The 17,066-nt window shown below is 32.1% G+C and carries 17 protein-coding genes; 13 read left to right on the top strand and 4 right to left on the bottom strand.

What is annotated here, in order from left to right; genetic code table 11:
- The 10 genes from KWG70_RS16395 to KWG70_RS16350 all read left to right on the top strand — a co-directional run.
- Positions 1-1,097, top strand: a 1,097-nt coding sequence (locus KWG70_RS16395) for an RHS repeat-associated core domain-containing protein (protein ID WP_230937126.1), incomplete at its 5' end; no start/stop codon positions are given.
- A gap of 42 nt (positions 1,098-1,139) precedes the next feature.
- Positions 1,140-1,607, top strand: a complete 468-nt coding sequence (locus KWG70_RS16390; RefSeq protein WP_230937125.1) for a hypothetical protein — start codon at positions 1,140-1,142, stop codon at positions 1,605-1,607.
- Between the two features lie 48 nt (positions 1,608-1,655).
- On the top strand, positions 1,656-5,444 hold the full coding sequence (locus tag KWG70_RS16385; protein WP_230937124.1) for a T9SS type B sorting domain-containing protein: 3,789 nt from the start codon (positions 1,656-1,658) through the stop codon (positions 5,442-5,444).
- 50 nt (positions 5,445-5,494) lie between these two features.
- Positions 5,495-6,226 (top strand): hypothetical protein, encoded by a 732-nt coding sequence (locus KWG70_RS16380; RefSeq protein WP_230937123.1) that lies wholly within the window; start codon positions 5,495-5,497, stop codon positions 6,224-6,226.
- 1 nt (position 6,227) lies between these two features.
- Positions 6,228-6,587 (top strand): hypothetical protein, encoded by a 360-nt coding sequence (locus tag KWG70_RS16375; RefSeq protein WP_230937122.1) that lies wholly within the window; start codon positions 6,228-6,230, stop codon positions 6,585-6,587.
- On the top strand, positions 6,577-7,047 hold the full coding sequence (locus KWG70_RS16370) for a hypothetical protein (RefSeq protein WP_230937121.1): 471 nt from the start codon (positions 6,577-6,579) through the stop codon (positions 7,045-7,047). The genes KWG70_RS16375 and KWG70_RS16370 overlap by 11 nt, the downstream gene beginning before the upstream one ends.
- Positions 7,047-8,324, top strand: coding sequence for a hypothetical protein (locus KWG70_RS16365; protein ID WP_230937120.1), 1,278 nt, complete (start codon positions 7,047-7,049; stop codon positions 8,322-8,324). The genes KWG70_RS16370 and KWG70_RS16365 overlap by 1 nt, the downstream gene beginning before the upstream one ends.
- Positions 8,312-8,647, top strand: a complete 336-nt coding sequence (locus KWG70_RS16360; RefSeq protein ID WP_230937119.1) for a hypothetical protein — start codon at positions 8,312-8,314, stop codon at positions 8,645-8,647. Before KWG70_RS16365 ends, KWG70_RS16360 begins: the two co-directional genes overlap by 13 nt.
- Positions 8,625-9,095 (top strand): PulJ/GspJ family protein, encoded by a 471-nt coding sequence (locus tag KWG70_RS16355; protein WP_230937118.1) that lies wholly within the window; start codon positions 8,625-8,627, stop codon positions 9,093-9,095. The genes KWG70_RS16360 and KWG70_RS16355 overlap by 23 nt, the downstream gene beginning before the upstream one ends.
- A 2-nt stretch (positions 9,096-9,097) precedes the next feature.
- A complete protein-coding gene (locus KWG70_RS16350) occupies positions 9,098-10,231 on the top strand; it encodes a type II secretion system F family protein (RefSeq protein ID WP_230937117.1) in 1,134 nt (377 codons plus the stop codon).
- A 79-nt stretch (positions 10,232-10,310) separates the two neighbouring features.
- Here the strand turns inward: KWG70_RS16350 and KWG70_RS16345 are convergent, their stop codons facing one another.
- Together KWG70_RS16345 and KWG70_RS16340 are read right to left on the bottom strand one after the other, a co-directional pair.
- Positions 10,311-10,694 (bottom strand): hypothetical protein, encoded by a 384-nt coding sequence (locus KWG70_RS16345; protein WP_230937116.1) that lies wholly within the window; start codon positions 10,692-10,694, stop codon positions 10,311-10,313.
- A 108-nt stretch (positions 10,695-10,802) separates the two neighbouring features.
- On the bottom strand, positions 10,803-12,029 hold the full coding sequence (locus KWG70_RS16340; protein ID WP_230937115.1) for a 3-deoxy-D-manno-octulosonic acid transferase: 1,227 nt from the start codon (positions 12,027-12,029) through the stop codon (positions 10,803-10,805).
- A gap of 87 nt (positions 12,030-12,116) precedes the next feature.
- Between KWG70_RS16340 and KWG70_RS16335 the strand changes: the two genes are divergently transcribed.
- From KWG70_RS16335 to KWG70_RS16325, 3 genes are read left to right on the top strand one after another with little or no spacing between them, the layout of a single operon-like run.
- Positions 12,117-13,271 carry a DegT/DnrJ/EryC1/StrS family aminotransferase gene (locus KWG70_RS16335; RefSeq protein WP_230937114.1) on the top strand — a complete coding sequence of 385 codons (1,155 nt, stop codon included), beginning with the start codon at positions 12,117-12,119 and terminating at the stop codon, positions 13,269-13,271.
- A gap of 1 nt (position 13,272) precedes the next feature.
- Complete coding sequence (gene galE / locus KWG70_RS16330) at positions 13,273-14,295, top strand: UDP-glucose 4-epimerase GalE (protein ID WP_230937113.1); 1,023 nt, start codon at positions 13,273-13,275, stop codon at positions 14,293-14,295.
- A 10-nt stretch (positions 14,296-14,305) separates the two neighbouring features.
- A complete protein-coding gene (locus KWG70_RS16325) occupies positions 14,306-15,583 on the top strand; it encodes a metal-dependent hydrolase family protein (protein ID WP_230937112.1) in 1,278 nt (425 codons plus the stop codon).
- Positions 15,584-15,631: 48 nt separating this feature from the next.
- Here the strand turns inward: KWG70_RS16325 and lspA are convergent, their stop codons facing one another.
- On the bottom strand, positions 15,632-16,150 hold the full coding sequence (gene lspA / locus KWG70_RS16320) for a signal peptidase II (RefSeq protein WP_230937111.1): 519 nt from the start codon (positions 16,148-16,150) through the stop codon (positions 15,632-15,634).
- Between the two features lie 5 nt (positions 16,151-16,155).
- On the bottom strand, positions 16,156-17,049 hold the full coding sequence (fabD, locus tag KWG70_RS16315) for an ACP S-malonyltransferase (protein ID WP_230937110.1): 894 nt from the start codon (positions 17,047-17,049) through the stop codon (positions 16,156-16,158).
- Positions 17,050-17,066 lie beyond the last annotated feature (17 nt).

The raw sequence follows: 17,066 nt of genomic DNA, 5'->3' as shown, positions 1-17,066 counted from the left end.
ATAGTTTTACTTTTACAGCCAATACAACAGGATCACATCGATTACTATTACGAGGATGGATATCGACTTATCCAAATAATACAGAATATTTACAGGCCAATACGTTTTATATCGACAATGTATTGATAAAGGATACCTCAGTGGAGACATTGGCTTTTAGTGATTATTATCCATTTGGTATGCCAATGCCCAACAGGGTGAGTGGTGCAAATGGGTATCGTTATGCATTCCAAGGCCAGGAGAAGGATCCAGAGACGGGAAAAGAAGCGTTTAAGTTAAGATTATGGGATGGACGTATTGGACGTTGGTTAACGACAGATCCAAAAAAGCAATACGCTTCTCCATATCTAGCGATGGGGAATAATCCAATATCTAGAGTTGATCCTGATGGAGGTGAAGATAATCCAATTTATGGTTCAGATGGATCATTTAGAGGTGTTGATGAATTTGGTTTAGACGGTGAAGCTATAGTTTATGATGGTGAATTTACCAATGGAATGTCTCAATCAGAAATATTAGATAACGGAGGGTTCTTTATAGGTGATAATTTTGATTTCTTAAATACATATGCTGGAAATAAGATAATGAATCACTATATGGATATTCCAAATAGACCAGATTTTGATGGTGTAGTTACATTTTGGGAAGCGAGAAAATATAGTAAAAATGGTGGTGGGGATTTGTATATTGATGTTAGTAAAATGGATTTTGAGAGTGTTAATGAATTTGGTGTTTGGGATTTTAAAAATAATAAAGTTCGAGTAGTTAACTTTTTTAATTTGTATAATAATTATCCAAATAGTAAAAACATTTTATATCGACCTGCAACAGAAAATGGAACTCTTTCATTTGTATATGGACGATTGAAAATTGAATTGATAGATGTTCATACTGGAGCTATTAAGCTACAAACTGGGCATTTGGCAGAAGCTCCTAATGCATTTGATAGATTTGATTTTAGAAATGGCTTTTTTCACTGGCTTGCAGGTAGTGGAGAAGCTATTAATTTCTATGGATATGGTACAGGTAAAATTAATTTAACTTTAAATATGGGACCATTATGGGATCACCCTATAAATAGTAAACGTAGACATTAGTGTATGAGATATTACTTTAGAAAACATATAGTTTTTTTTAGCATGCTTATTGTTTTTTCATGTTCAACTAAAATTGAAACATGTATTTTACCTGATAATTATATAAAAACAGTTGTAGCTCAGAATGAATCAATATATCCATACTTTTTTGAGGTGTATTCTCTGGAAACAGAGAAGATTAATGAAGTTCAATTGAGAGAGTATCCCAAATGTGATTTTAATGAAATAAAATATAGAAACTATGATGTCGTCAAATGGACATCTTTTAATGAAATTGATGAAGAGTCTACATATTTAATAGATCATTTAAATACATATAATAGTGAAACGTATAAAAACGTTATTATTTCAGAATTGAATATGCAGATCTCAAGAGATAAGTCAGGGTTTTATTTTTCAGGATTTTATACTAAAATAGATAATTCGAAGTTAACTACGAGATCCTATGATTATTTCTTTATTCTTGATAAAAAAGAAAAAAAAATATATGAATTTATTGTTGATGAGTAACTTACTATAAATCATATATGCCACTAAATCGAATGCTTATATTATATAATGACAAAGACTGTTTGTTTTGCAATATTAACTTTTTTTACTTTTTCTTTGTTTGCCCAAAACGAAGCAAACAATTGGTATTTTGGAATTCAAGCGGGTATAACTTTTAATACAGGCTCACCAACGGCATTAACCGATGGCGCATTAATTACTACAGAAGGCTGTTCTGCAATATCTGATAGTTCAGGTAACTTACTATTTTACTCTAATGGAATTGATGTTTGGGATAGAACACATAATATAATGCCTAATGGCTCTGGACTTTTAGGGAATTTCTCTAGCACGCAATCCGGTATTATTGTACCGCATCCAGGAAATAACAATTTGTTTTACGTGTTTTCTCTAGCAGCAATAGCCGAACCTGATGGTTTAAGATATAGCGTTGTAGATATGACTCTAAATGGTGGGTTAGGAGATGTCACTTCCGAAAAAAACATATTATTACAAGCACCTTCTACAGAAAAAATCACAGCAGTTACTCATGCTAACGGCAATGATATTTGGGTAATAACTCACGAATTTAATAGTAATAACTTTAGTAGCTTTCTTATAGATAATACAGGGCTAAATATATCGCCATTAACCTCTTCAGTTGGTTATACGCCTACCAGTATTTTTGATTCGATAGGTTACCTTAAATTATCTCCAGATGGATCTAAATTAGCTGTCGTTTATAGCAACTCTGAAGTTTTAGAAATACTAGAATTTGATGATGCTACAGGCTTGGTTTCTAACCCTATTCAAATAACAGATTTTGATACTGGAAATACTAGTGCATCTAGAATATATGGTCTTGAATTTTCACCAAGTAATCAGTTTTTATACATTAGCGAAACTATAGATGGCGTTTATCAATATGATTTAAGTAGTTTTAATCAATTAGATATAGAAGCATCTAAAACCTTAATCATTCCCGATTTTTTACCAGTTATAGATGAACCACATCAAGCACTTCAACTTGGTCCTGATGGTAAGATTTATGTTGCACATTTGGACTATGATTATTTGGGAGTAATTAACAACCCAGATATTCAAGGTAATGCTTGTGATTATGTGTTTGATGGTGTTTTTTTAGGTACAGGAACATCGCAAATAGGTTTGCCACCTTTTATTCAGTCTTATTTTTCAGCATATATAGTGACCGAAAATAACTGTTTAGGTGACGCTACATCATTTCAAATTAATTCTAATCAACCAATAGATTCTATCCTGTGGGATTTTGGAGATACAACTAGTTCAAACTTAGAAAATCCAACACATACATATTTAAGTGCTGGCACCTATTTAGTTAGCGTAACTGTAACATCAGGAACAGAAACATCAACAAATTCTAAACAAGTTGTTATTTCTGAAAAACCTACGGTAGCTTCACCTGTGAGCTTAACTCAGTGTGATGAAGATCTTGATGGTTTTACCGTATTTGATCTAAATGATCTTATTGAGCAAATTACAATAAACAGTTCAAATGAAACCATAACATTTTATAACACACAGTTAGATGCAGAAACAAACGAAAATGTTATAACTAATAATTCTGCATACAACAATCAAGTAGCAAATTCAGAAACCTTATGGGCTAGGGTAGAGAATACATTTGGATGTTTTGAGATTTCTGAAGTCAACTTAAATGTATCCATGTCGCAAATTCCAAATAATTTTAATAGAGATTATTATCAGTGTGATGATGGGATTAATTCCTCTGATGGCATTGCAACTTTTGATTTTAGCGCTGTAACTTCTGAAATAGAATCACTTTTCCCTGTAGGTCAACAATTGGTTATTAGTTATTATATTAATCAACTTGATGCGCTAACAGAAATGAATCCTATTGCTGATATTTCTAATCATCAAAATATAGGATCCCCAAACACTCAAGATATTTATATTAGAGTTGAGAATGCATTAAACAGTGATTGTTTAGCTTTAGGAAACTACATTACATTGCATGTAGATCCAAATCCTTTAATCACAGGACCTGTAATAATAGAACAATGCGATGAAAATAATGATGGTACAGAGTTTTTTGATACTAGCGGAATTGAATCAGAACTCTTACAAGGACAAACAGAAACCATAACATTTAGTTACATAGATGAACTAGGTAATACCTATTCTAGCCCATTACCCAACCCAATGGCAGTCAATCAACCTGTGTTAAATATATTTGCGACTATGACTGCTACAAACCCTAATAACCCTAACGGAGGTTGTAGTGTTGAAACCACAATATCATTAGTAATAAATAATGGAGCTATTGCTCATCCTATTGATGATTTTATTGCTTGTGATGATAATAATGATGGTGAATTTGCATTTGATATATCTAATGTTGAGGATACTATTCTTAACGGTCAAACAAACATGTCTGTTACCTATTTTGATGAAAATGGAACTGTTTTGCCAAGTCCTTTACCTAACCCTTTTATTACCAATTCTCAAAGTATAACAGTTCAAGTTCAAAGTGAGTTAAGCACGTTTTGTTATGATGAGACTACCATTAATTTTGTAGTAAGCGAGCAACCTGAGGCCTATAGTATAACTAATGATTTTATTTGTGATGATTTTGATAATGATGGAATGTATGAATTTGTACTCTCAAATTATGATTCACAGATATTAAACACACAACTCCCTTCAATTTTTGAAGTACAATACTTTGATAGTAATAGTAATGCAGAAAATAACATAAATCCACTACCTAATAATTATACTGTTAATAGCCAATCTCAACTTATATACGCTAGAATTCAAAATAGTAATAACCCTAATTGTTTTGATATAACGTCTTTTGAATTAGGTGTGTTTACAACACCAATAGCGCATCAACCAGAAGATATTCTTGTTTGTGATGATCAAACTAATGATGGTGTTGAAAATTTTGATTTGAGTATTCAGGAATCAAGCATTTTAAATGGACAATCGGCAACCGATAATTTAATCACTTATCACTTATCATTGAATGATGCAGAAATGAATTCAAACCCTATAGGAACAAATTTCTCAAATACAGAAAACCCTCAAGTTATTTACGCAAGACTTCAAAATTCTAATTTATCACATTGTTTTTCAACAACATCTTTTCAAATTAGTGTTAATGAAAAACCTGTTTTATTTATGGATGATCTTTGGGCTATATGTGAAGATAGTACTGTAGAAATAATCGCAGACTCAGGTTTTGATGAATATTTGTGGTCTACAGGAGAAACAAGTGAGTCTATAGTAGTTGATACACCAGGAACTTATGAGATAATAGCAACAAATATATATGGAGAACTGCGTTGCGAAACATTAAAAACTATATCTGTTGTTGAATCTAATACAGCTACCATTACATCTATTGAAACTGTAGATTGGACTCAAAATGACAATACAATTATTGTTTATGTCGATGGAAATGGAGATTATGAATATTCTTTGGATGGAATTAACTACCAAGACAGTAATCAATTTACAAATTTGAGCATAAACGAATATACAATTTATGTAAAAGATAAAAATGGCTGTGGAGTAGTTACCGATAGTATATATTTATTATATTACCCTAAGTTTTTCACACCTAATAATGATAGCTATAATGACAATTGGCAACTCATAAATTCTAATAGAGAACCCAATAATAAAATTTATATTTTCGATAGATATGGAAAGCTTTTAATAGAATTAAGCCCTATTAATGTTGGCTGGAATGGAACTTTTAATGGCAGTGATATGCCTGCAAGCGATTACTGGTTTGTTTTAGAACGCCAAAATGGTAAAACATACCGAGGCCACTTTACTTTGAAACGTTAATTAAATAACTAAAGATTAACCATTACTAAATGTATTTAAAATAAGATTTAATGAATAAACATATATATATCCTTCTAATTATTTGTTGCCTATTAAGCTGCACATCTGTTAAAGTGCTTAATGAAAGTCAAAATACTACAATACAAAATGTGTCTTTAGGAACTATAGGTCTTGATAAAGATTTTGTAATTGAAAAGGACTATAATAATATTGCTATTCCTAAATATGAAAAGCCTATCAAAATTTATGCTAGTTTAATTGATTTTAATAAAGCATCTTTTAAGGCTTTTGAAAATGCTTTAAAGGTTCAATCTAGTAAGATTAATTTAACTTACAATGATACATTAGATGCTAAACCAAAATACTTGAAATTAGAAGTATCCGACCGTTTAGAAGTTATAAATAGCTTACAAAGCACTGCAAATAAAAGCTTATTTGAATTATTAAAGAATAACAATGAAGCCCACTTAGTAACAAGTATAGCCATAGCGATAGACCAATCTCAATTACACCTATTAGCAAACGCAGAAGAGATATTTTTAGAAGGCTCTGGTATTAAGAGTTATAGTATCAATAGTTATAGTGATGGTAAACTTCAACATAAACTAAAGTTTAACACAGGCGTCGTATTTGCATACCAAACCTCAAGTTGTTGCTGGAAACAAAATGACAAGTATCAATTGGAAATAGTAGATTTGGTAGAAAATAATGACAAATGCCCAAATAACACCTATAGGTCGTCTAAACGAGCTGAAAAGAAGATTAATTATTATAAGTTTTAAGATGAAAAGAGTATTGTTTTTTCTAGTATTAATCTGCACATTTAGTGCATGCGATGATATCATTGAAGTTGAAGACATATCGCAAGATACTATTACCGTTCTTGCACCTACAAGTAACTCTACATTAGCTGTAGGTAATGTTATATTTTCATGGAATGATGTTCAATATGCCGAGTCATACAGACTTCAATTGGCAACACCTAATTTTGAAAATGCTTCACAAATTCTTTTAGATTCAACAGTTACATCAACTAATTTTTCAAAACTATTAGAATTAGGAAATTACGAATGGAGAGTAAGAGCAGAAAATTCAGGATTTCAAACAGCATACTCAACTCAAAATTTTACGGTTGAAGAATAAAACAAAAACATATCTGTTATTGGCTGCTGTACTCGGTATATGGGGAACCATTGGGTACAAAATAATTAATGGCATGAGTCCAGATGATACCATCATTCAAGAAAATGATTTTGACCTATCGTTTAACCCTAAAATTAATGATGAAACCAAAACATTTTCAATTGAAACTTTAGATCGAGACCCATTTTTAGGAACATTATCAAATAATCAAAAAGAAAGAACTACTACCACTGTACTTAAATCTACACCAGAATCAATAGATAACTCACCTTTGATAATCTATAACGGATTAGTAAAAAAACTGAATTCGATTGACCAGGTATTTATTGTAAGTATAAATGGTAATCAATACCTTCTTAAAAAGGGACAAACAGCCGATAGTATTAAATTAATTAGAGGTAGTGAAAAAGAAATTACTATTGGATATCGTAACAAAAGTCAAACTATAAAACGACAATAATGCTGTGGTTCAAACTAAAAGCTGGAGCATTACAATTGACTCTTTTTATTGCTGTCGTTATAGCGCTATTACTTACTGCATTTATTTTATTGGTACACACCCATAAGCGATTTAATATTCAAACAAATTTAATTATTGAAACCACACGAAATGCAGATAAAGGAATACATTATGTACTTACTAACGATATACAAATAAATGATTCAACCACAATAGATCTTCAAGGTGAAGTCTATGAAAGTTTAAGGTTAAATCATCAATTTTGGGGCGTCTATGGAAGATTAACTTCCGTTTCTAAAATCAAAAACAACCAAATAGTAAAATCGGCTTTAATTGGAGAACTAACTCCAGATAAGGATAGGATTGCGTTATATCTTCAGGATAATAAAAGGCCCTTGGTTGTGGTTGGAAATACTAGAATTGAAGGTGTAAGTTATTTACCCAAACAAGGTGTTAAATCAGGAAATATCTCTGGACAGTCTTACTATGGATCACAGTTCATTTATGGAAATATCAGAACAGCTAATAAGCAACCAAATATTTTTACAGATATAATTAAAAAAATAAATTCAACTAAGGAGAATATTTTAGCATTTAGTGAAAATCAGTTTCTAAATATCAAAAGTGGTAAAGACTATAAGAATTCCTTTTTTAAACCTAGTCAAATTGTATTTTCAAATGCTCAAATTGATTTGTTTAATGTTACAATGATTGGAAACATTATTATTCAATCAAAAACTAAAATTAGTGTAGATGCTTCAACCGTTTTAAAAGATGTTATTCTTATCGCTCCTGAAATCGAAATTCGAAATAACTTTAAAGGCAATTTACAAGCTTTTGCTTCTGATAGATTAGTTGTTGGAGAACGTGTTCAATTAAATTACCCTTCGGCTTTAATTTTAACTGAAAAAGTCACTTCGCAAAGAACAGTTAATTCACAAATTAGTGATGTTAAACAAATGACCATAGGCTCCAGTTCTGAAATAAAAGGGTCGCTACTTTATTATGGACGACCAAAACTTAATAATAATGATGTTCAATTAGAACTAAAAGAAAACTCCGTTATTACAGGAGAAGTATTTTGTAATCAAAATCTAGAACTAAAAGGCACTGTTTTTGGAAGTGTTTACACCAATAATTTTATTGCAAAACAATTTGGTTCTATTTATCAAAATCATATTTATAATGGTAAAATTATAATAAACGATTTACCTAAAGAATATCTTGGGCTATCACTTAATAATTCAAAAAAAGGAGTCATTAAATGGTTGTATTAAAAAAAATAAAATCATCTACGCTTATGGAAACCTTGGTAGCCACAGTACTTATTGTGATTATATTCATGATGTCTAGTATGATTTTAAATACAATTTTTTCTAATACGATTAAAAATAATACGAGAGCCATAGATAGCCATTTGAATGAACTTCAGTATTTACAAAATAATGATAAGTTAGAATTACCTTATCAGGAAGTTTTTGGAAAATGGCAAATAATGGTTACAGAGTTTGCACAAAATAATTCGACTAGAGTTGAGTTTGAGGCCATTAATTCTGATACTAATAAAACAATTACCATTGAGCAAATTAACATTGAATAAAAAAGTAAAAGCATTTACGTTAAGTGAGATGATAGTGGTATTAATTATTACCAGTATTGTTGTTGGCTTAGCATTTTCTGTACTAAGCTTAGTACAAAAACAAATGTTAGCTATTCAAAAAAATTATAGTAACAGTTTAGAAATTAATAAACTAGAAACATCACTCTGGTTGGATTTCAATCGTTATTCAAAGATTACATATGATTCTGTTGAGAGTGAATTAAAGTTTTCATCAGAATTGGATTCAGTTGTATATCAATTTAGAGAAGATAATATTATAACAGAAAAAGATACATTTCTAATTCAAGTACAAAATAGATATATGTATTTTGATGGAGAATTATCAAATGGTCAAATAGATGCCATTAAATTAGAAACAACAAAAGAATTTCTAAATCAGAAATTATTTGTGTATAAGTCCAATGATGCTACATTTTATATGAATTAATAATGGGATTTCAGTTAGAGAACATATCAAAGAATAAAACAGTAACCAAAGAGAAGTCCTTTGATACGTCATTTTTACAAAAAGAGATTACGCTTTTTGGGAGCTCATTTTCAAATAAAATAAAGGAAGACTTTTATACAGAATTGAGCGTACTTTTAAAAGCAGGAGTTACACTTAAAGACGGTTTAGAACTCATTCAAAATGCAATTAAGAAGAAATTGCATAAAGAGAAAATAGCAAATATTTCAAAAGATATTGTTTCTGGTTCAACATTATCAGACGCACTTAAAAAACAAAAAGAATTTACAAATTACGAATACTATTCAATTAAAATAGGAGAAGAAACAGGAAGCTTAACACAAGTATGTGAGCAATTAGGTGCTTTTTTTGGAAGAAAGAACCAACAACGTAGAAACCTTATTAGTGCACTTACTTACCCTATAATTATTTTAAGTACTGCTGTGCTGGTAGTTGTATTTATGTTACAATATGTTGTTCCTATGTTTCAGGATATTTTTGAGCAACAAAAAGTAGAGTTACCCGCAATTACTAAGTTTATAATTTATGTTTCCGAATTTATGAAAAGCTACGGATGGATCTTACTTATTATTTTGGTGTGTCTTATATTTTCTAGAGCGTTTTTAAATAAAAAGCAATGGTTCAAAAAGGCTAAAGATAATCTCGTCTTAAGATTACCATTTATTGGTGATTTTGTTAAAACAGTATATCTATCTCAGTTTACACAAGCAGTTACATTGCTTACAGCATCAAAAGTACCGCTAGTTAATAGTATTCAATTGGTAAAGCAGATGATTAATTTTTATCCGTTGCAAAGTGCACTAGAAAATGTAGAACAGCAGATTTTAAAGGGTAAATCTTTAAGTGAAAGCTTAAAACCTCACAAACTTTTTGACGATAAAATGCTTGCTCTTGTTAAAGTTGCTGAAGAAACTAACCAAAACGAATTCATTTTTGAACGCTTAAATACGCAATACAATACACAAGTAGAGCAACGATCTAAATTATTATCGACTGTTATGGAGCCTTTTATTATACTTATTGTAGGGGTTTTAGTAGGCGTTATTTTAATAGCAATGTATTTACCTATGTTTAAATTAAGTAGTGTATTAGGTTGATGTTATTTTAAATTTTAAAATTTTCCATAAATAAAGCCTGATTTTCATCAGGCTTTATTTATGGAAAAAGAACTAGTGTTTAGTTGTCTGTTTTCAATTTGTCAGCAGCTTTGTCTAAAGCTTTAGAACCTTCTTCTTTAGCTTTGTCTACTGCATCATTTGCAGCATCTTTAGCTCCGTCAACAGCATCTTTAGCTCCTTCTTTTACAGCATCAGCGCCTTCTTTTATCGCATCTCCTGCAGCATCAACAGCGTCTTCAGCACCTTCTTTTACTGCTTCAGCACCTTCTTTTACCGCGTCTCCTGCTTTATCAGCAGCATCTTCCATTGCGTCTCCAGCTTTTTCAGCTGCGTTTTCTACTTTATCAGCAGCATCCTCAGCACCTTCTTTAGTTTCTCTACATGATGTTACAGACACAACAAGTGCCAATACCAATGCGATGTTTAAAATCAATTTTTTCATTGTAATCGTTTTAGTGTTAATTGTTAATACACGAAATTAGTAACTTAAATTGAATTTTCTGATAAAAATTTAACATTTATTAAGATTTTATACTATTCAATCAATGCACTATATACGAATATAGTTCGCGATTTGGACTACCGCACCCTTATTTTTATTGATGAACTCTGAGTTTTTAAGACCTTCAGACATGCAGTATTCTTTAGAAGAAATCAATAGATCAAACACCGTTTTTAAGTCTTTCTCACTTTTTACTGAAGTTACTCCAGCGTGTTCAATCATCGAAAATGCCTCAGGGAATTTTTGATAATTTTTACCAATAATAATTGGTATTCCAAAAACCGCAGGCTCTAAAATATTATGTAGACCTGTTTGACCCATGGCTCCACCTACGTATGCAATATCTGCATAACTATAAACTTTAGAGAGTAAACCAATAGTGTCAATAATTAATACCGAAGCATCACTAAGATCTTTACCTTGCTTTTTAGAAAACAAAACTGTAGTTACTTTAAGTTTTGAAAGAATAGCTTTTACATGACTACTTTTAATTTCATGTGGAGCAATGATAAATTTCAAATCTTTTGAAGCATTACTATTTATATAAGGAATAAGTATGTCTTCATCTTCAGGCCATGAACTCCCAATAACAACACAAGTAGCATTACTTTTAAATTCTGTAACAAAGTCAAGTGTATTTATTTGTGATAATTGATTATTAACACGGTCAAACCGTGTGTCTCCTGATATAGTAACCGAATTATAATTAATTGAGTTTAGTAATGATTTAGAATTTTCATCTTGAACAAAAATATGTTCAAATGCAAATAGTGCAGATTGGCGTTTTCCGCCGTAAGATTTAAAATAGGATTGGTTTTTTCTAAATAAAGCTGAAATTAAAATAGCGCGTCTATCCTGTCGTTTTAATTCATGTAATAGATTAGGCCAGATGTCATATTTTACAAATACAGTAAACTCTGGATGAACCAACTTTAAAAAACGTTTGGCATTAACTTTTGTGTCTAAAGGAAGGTAGACAACCACATCTGCTAGTGTTGTGTTTTTTCTAATTTCATATCCTGAAGGCGAAAAGAAAGTAAGCACTATTTTATGATAAGGATAATCTTTTCGCAATACTTCAAAAACAGGTAAGCCTTGCTCATACTCACCTAAGGATGCACAATGAAACCAAATAGTTTTGTCATGGATGTCTATTTTTTCCTCAAGAATATTAAATGTTTGTTTACGACCATTTACACCAAGTTTTATCTTAGTGTTAAATAATGCCAGAACCTTTAAAAAGAAGCTAACGACGTATATTCCTGTAGTATACAATATTTAAACAATTAGTTACTGCTAAAATACTGTTCTTTAAAATAAATTCATTGCTTAATGCTAATGAATTTTGTAAATTCGTCAGGTATGAAAAAAATTCAAATGGTTGACCTTAAAGGTCAATATAGCAAAATAAAAGAAGCAGTAGATAGCTCTGTTTTGGAGGTTTTAGATTCAACAGCGTATATCAATGGACCTAAGGTTCACGAGTTTCAGAAAAATTTAGAGAATTATTTAGGAGTTAAACATGTTATCCCTTGTGCAAATGGTACAGATGCCTTGCAAATAGCAATGATGGGATTAGGTTTGAAACCTGGTGATGAAGTGATTACAGCCGATTTTACATTTGCGGCAACCGTAGAGGTGATTGCATTATTGCAATTAACACCTGTTTTGGTCGATGTAGATCCTGTAACTTTCAATATAGATATTGATGCTATTAAAAAAGCAATTACACCAAAAACGAAAGCTATTGTTCCAGTGCATCTGTTTGGAATGTGTGCCAATATGGAAGCGATCATGGACATAGCTAAAGCAAATGACTTATTTGTTATTGAAGACAATGCACAAGCTATTGGTTCGACATATACTTATAGTGATGGCACAAAAGCTAAAGCTGGAACGATAGGCCATGTGTCCTCAACTTCTTTTTTTCCATCTAAAAACTTAGGATGTTATGGAGATGGTGGTGCAATTTTTACTAACGATGACGATCTTGCTCATACCATAAGAGGTATTGTTAATCATGGAATGTATGTGCGTTATCATCATGATGTGGTAGGTGTTAATTCTCGACTAGATTCTATTCAAGCGGCTATATTGGATATCAAACTAAAACGTTTAGATGATTATAATAAAGCTAGACAAAGTGCAGCACGAGCTTACAGTAAAGCATTTGAAGGTCAGGAAAATATTGTTGTTCCGTCTGGCAAAACAAGTTGCTCTGGTATTTGTGATTCATGCGATTGTCATGTGTTTCATCAATATACATTACGCATTTTAAATAGTGATCGTGATGCTTTAGTAAAACACTTAAATGATAAGGGTATTCCTTGTGGAGTGTATTACCCAATTCCGTTACATCGCCAAAAGGCATATCAAGACTCAAGATATAATGAAGCAGATTTTTCAGTAACCAATCAACTGGTAAAAGAAGTTATTTCTTTACCAATGCATACTGAATTAGACAGCGAACAAATTGAATTCATTACATCTACGGTTATAAATTTCGTTAACGCGTAGCATGAAAAAAGTTCTAGTTACTGGTGGACTCGGTTTTATAGGTTCACACACTGTTGTAGAATTACAAAACAAAGGTTTTGAAGTTGTTATTGTTGATGATTTGTCAAACTCATCTATAGAAGTCATAGAAGGTATTACAGCGATAACCAATCAAAAACCAATCTTTGAAAAACTAGATCTAAAGAACAAATCTGCCGTAGCACAATTTTTTAGAGCGCATAAAGATATAAGTGGAGTTATTCATTTTGCTGCGAGTAAAGCTGTTGGAGAAAGTGTGAATAATCCATTATTATATTATGAGAATAACCTCAATACGCTCATCTACATGATGAAAGAGGTATTGAATTTAAATACTCAAAATTTTATATTTAGTTCATCATGTACCGTTTATGGTCAAGCCGATGAAATGCCAATTACTGAAAACGCTCCAGTAAAACCTGCAGAATCTCCATATGGAAACACCAAACAGATTGGCGAAGAAATTATTAGAGATGTCTGTAACGTTGAACCTCATTTAAAAGTAATCGCTTTACGTTATTTTAATCCAATTGGCGCACATTCTACTGCTAAGATTGGAGAGTTGCCTATTGGAATACCGCAAAATTTAGTGCCATTCATTACACAAACAGCTGCTGGATTAAGAGATTGTCTCTCTGTTTTTGGAGATGACTACCCAACTCCAGATGGTACATGTTTAAGAGACTATATCCATGTTGTAGATTTAGCAAAAGCTCATGTTGTGGCATTACAACGCTTATTGGATAATAAACAAGAATCAAATTTTGAAACCTTTAATATAGGAACAGGTGTAGGAAGTTCTGTTTTTGATGTGATTAAGTCTTTTGAAAGAGTCTCCGGAAAATCACTAAACTATAAAATAGCACCAAGGCGAAAAGGAGATGTCATAAGTGCTTATGCTGATACAAAAAAAGCAAACTCAGTATTGGGTTGGAAAGCAAAATCTACACTTGATGACGCTATGAGTTCGGCATGGAATTGGGAAAAAACCATTAGAAATTTATAAACCGTTTACAATGAAAAAAATACTACAACTAGCGATCCTTTTATTGACTATTTCAGTAACAGGACAAAATACATATCTGCATTGCGGAAAATTAATTGACACTAAAAATGGAACGGTTTTAACTGAAAGAACAGTTGTTGTTTCTGGGCATAAAATTATTGCTGTAGAAAATGGATATGTTGCTGCAGAGTCTTCTAATGATGTAGTTATCGATTTGAAGAGTAAAACAGTAATGCCAGGATTGATAGATATGCATGTGCATATAGAACAGGAATTTGGCCCAAAAACTAGGCTAGAGCGCTATGTTTTAAATGAATCTGATATTGCTTTTAATTCGGTTGCGTACTCTAGAGAAACGTTATTATCTGGGTTTACAACAGTGAGAGATTTAGGAGGTACAGGCGTTAATATTTCAGTAAGAAACGCCATTATTAGTGGAAAAATTGAAGGTCCTAGAATTTTCACGGCGGGAAAAATAATAAGTTCTACAGGTGGTCATGGCGATTTTACTAATGGGGCAAAAAAAGGACTTCTCAAAGATCCAGGACCGGAAGATGGTGTTGTTAATAGTGTTGATGATGCAAAAAAAGCAGTGAGACAACGTTATAAAAATGGTGCGGACTTAATAAAAATTACAGCTACAGGAGGTGTTTTGAGTGTTGCGAAAAGTGGAGATAACCCTCAATTTACCATTGAAGAAGTAAAAGCCATTTGTGATGCAGCCAAAGATTATGGAATGCATGTTGCGGCTCATGCTCATGGTGACGAAGGTATGCAGCGTGCAATAATTGGAGGTGTTAAAACTATTGAACATGGAACCTATATGAGCGATGAAACGATGGAATTAATGAAAAAATATGATGCTTATTTAGTTCCTACTATAACGGCTGGAAAAGAGGTTGAAGAAAAAGCAAAAATCAAAGGCTTTTATCCAGATATCGTGGTGCCTAAAGCTTTGGCAGTTGGACCACAAATTCAAGGAACTTTTGGGAGAGCATATAAAAAAGGTGTTAATATTGCTTTTGGAACAGATGCAGGTGTTTTTAGGCATGGTGATAGTGGGAAAGAGTTTGGTTATATGGTAGAAGCAGGGATGCCTGAAATGGAAGCTATCCAAAGTGCTACAGTGACTAATGCAATGTTATTGAATATGAAAAACGAAATTGGTCAAATAAAAGAAGGTTTCGTTGCAGATATCATAGCAGTAAATGATGATCCTACCAAAAATATTTCCACAATGGAAAATGTAATTTTTGTAATGAAGGACGGAAAAGTTTACAAGAACTAAGATTAAAAAATAAATAAAAAAGCCTCATTTTAAATGAGGCTTTTTTATTTAAGCTGTTTGTGGTTTCTTTTTTTTAGAAAAAAGCGTTACATAGGCTAGTATAATCATTCCAAACGTAACAGACATATCGGCTACATTAAAAATTCCTGTTCTAAAGACACCTCCAAAATCTAAATGAAAAAAGTCGGTAACCTTACCAAAAGCAACACGATCAAATACATTCGCTATTCCTCCTCCAGCAATACAACATAAGGCAATCAAACTGAGTTTGTCCAAAGCTGTTGTCTTAATGATATAGTATACTAAATACACAAGTACTGCAATAGGAAGAATCTTTAATAATAATAGTTTAAGCGTATCGTTCATGTCACTTCCCATTCCTAAAAAGGCACCTTCGTTTTCTACATTCATCATTAAAAATGTATCGCCAATAACATTGATTCTTTCTCCAGGATCTGTTTCAGTCCTTAGTCTAATATTAGATCTAACTATCACCTTTGAAATTTGGTCAATAGCAATATTAAAAGCTATAAGCAGTACTATTCCTGCTGTTCTTGATAATTTCATAAAAATTAGGCGTTAGATTCTAAAGTAGCCGAAGCTGTTTCAGTGTCTCGATTAATCTTTTTTACAAGCCCCTGTAGTACTTTTCCAGGACCAACTTCAGTGAAATGAGATGCACCATCGGTGATCATTTGCTGTACAGATTGAGTCCATCGCACAGGCGCTGTTAATTGAGAAATTAAGTTAGCTTTTATTTCGTTTTCATCTGTTACTGCAGAAGCTGTTACGTTTTGATAAATTGGACAGTTTGGCGCATTGAATTGAGTGTTTTCAATTGCAGCAGCCAACTCTTCACGAGCTGGTTCCATTAAAGGTGAATGAAAGGCACCACCAACAGGAAGTACTAATGCTCGGCGTGCACCTTCTTCTTTTAAAGTTTCACAAGCTCTATTAATGGCATCGATTTCTCCTGAAATAACTAATTGACCAGGGCAATTGTAATTAGCGGCAACAACAATACCATCAGTCGTCGCACAAACTTTTTCCACAATATCGTCATCTAATCCTAAAACGGCAGCCATAGTACTTGGTTGTAACTCACAAGCTTTTTGCATCGCTTGAGCACGTTGAGAAACTAACTTTAATCCGTCTTCAAAGTTTAGAGTTCCATTAGCAACTAAGGCAGAAAATTCACCAAGTGAATGACCAGCAACCATGTCTGGTTTAAATTGATCACCTAAGGTTTTAGCTAATATCACTGAATGTAAAAAGATAGCTGGTTGTGTTACTTTCGTTTCTTTTAAGTCTTCGGCAGAACCTTCGAACATGATATCTGTAATAGAAAAACCTAGAATATCATTAGCTTTTTCAAATAGCTCTTGAGCTAATGGTGAGTTTTCATATAAATCAAGTCCCATTCCAGTAAATTGAGCACCTTGACCAGGAAAAACGTATGCTTTCATTGTTATCAAATTTTATC

Origin of the sequence: Psychroserpens luteolus, assembly GCF_021032705.1 — a bacterium.
Taxonomy (GTDB): Bacteria; Bacteroidota; Bacteroidia; order Flavobacteriales; family Flavobacteriaceae; genus Psychroserpens; species Psychroserpens luteolus.
Note: the sequence above shows the minus strand (reverse complement) of the source record. Positions and strands in the feature narration are given on the sequence as shown.

Coding starts and splice junctions, on each gene's coding strand:
- KWG70_RS16390 (WP_230937125.1), top strand. CDS start 1,140: ATGCTTATTGTTTTTTCATGTTCAACTAAAATTGAAACATGTATTTTA.
- KWG70_RS16385 (WP_230937124.1), top strand. CDS start 1,656: ATGACAAAGACTGTTTGTTTTGCAATATTAACTTTTTTTACTTTTTCT.
- KWG70_RS16380 (WP_230937123.1), top strand. CDS start 5,495: ATGAATAAACATATATATATCCTTCTAATTATTTGTTGCCTATTAAGC.
- KWG70_RS16375 (WP_230937122.1), top strand. CDS start 6,228: ATGAAAAGAGTATTGTTTTTTCTAGTATTAATCTGCACATTTAGTGCA.
- KWG70_RS16365 (WP_230937120.1), top strand. CDS start 7,047: ATGCTGTGGTTCAAACTAAAAGCTGGAGCATTACAATTGACTCTTTTT.
- KWG70_RS16360 (WP_230937119.1), top strand. CDS start 8,312: ATGGTTGTATTAAAAAAAATAAAATCATCTACGCTTATGGAAACCTTG.
- KWG70_RS16350 (WP_230937117.1), top strand. CDS start 9,098: ATGGGATTTCAGTTAGAGAACATATCAAAGAATAAAACAGTAACCAAA.
- KWG70_RS16345 (WP_230937116.1), bottom strand. CDS start 10,694: ATGAAAAAATTGATTTTAAACATCGCATTGGTATTGGCACTTGTTGTG.
- KWG70_RS16335 (WP_230937114.1), top strand. CDS start 12,117: ATGAAAAAAATTCAAATGGTTGACCTTAAAGGTCAATATAGCAAAATA.
- galE (WP_230937113.1), top strand. CDS start 13,273: ATGAAAAAAGTTCTAGTTACTGGTGGACTCGGTTTTATAGGTTCACAC.
- KWG70_RS16325 (WP_230937112.1), top strand. CDS start 14,306: ATGAAAAAAATACTACAACTAGCGATCCTTTTATTGACTATTTCAGTA.
- lspA (WP_230937111.1), bottom strand. CDS start 16,150: ATGAAATTATCAAGAACAGCAGGAATAGTACTGCTTATAGCTTTTAAT.
- fabD (WP_230937110.1), bottom strand. CDS start 17,049: ATGAAAGCATACGTTTTTCCTGGTCAAGGTGCTCAATTTACTGGAATG.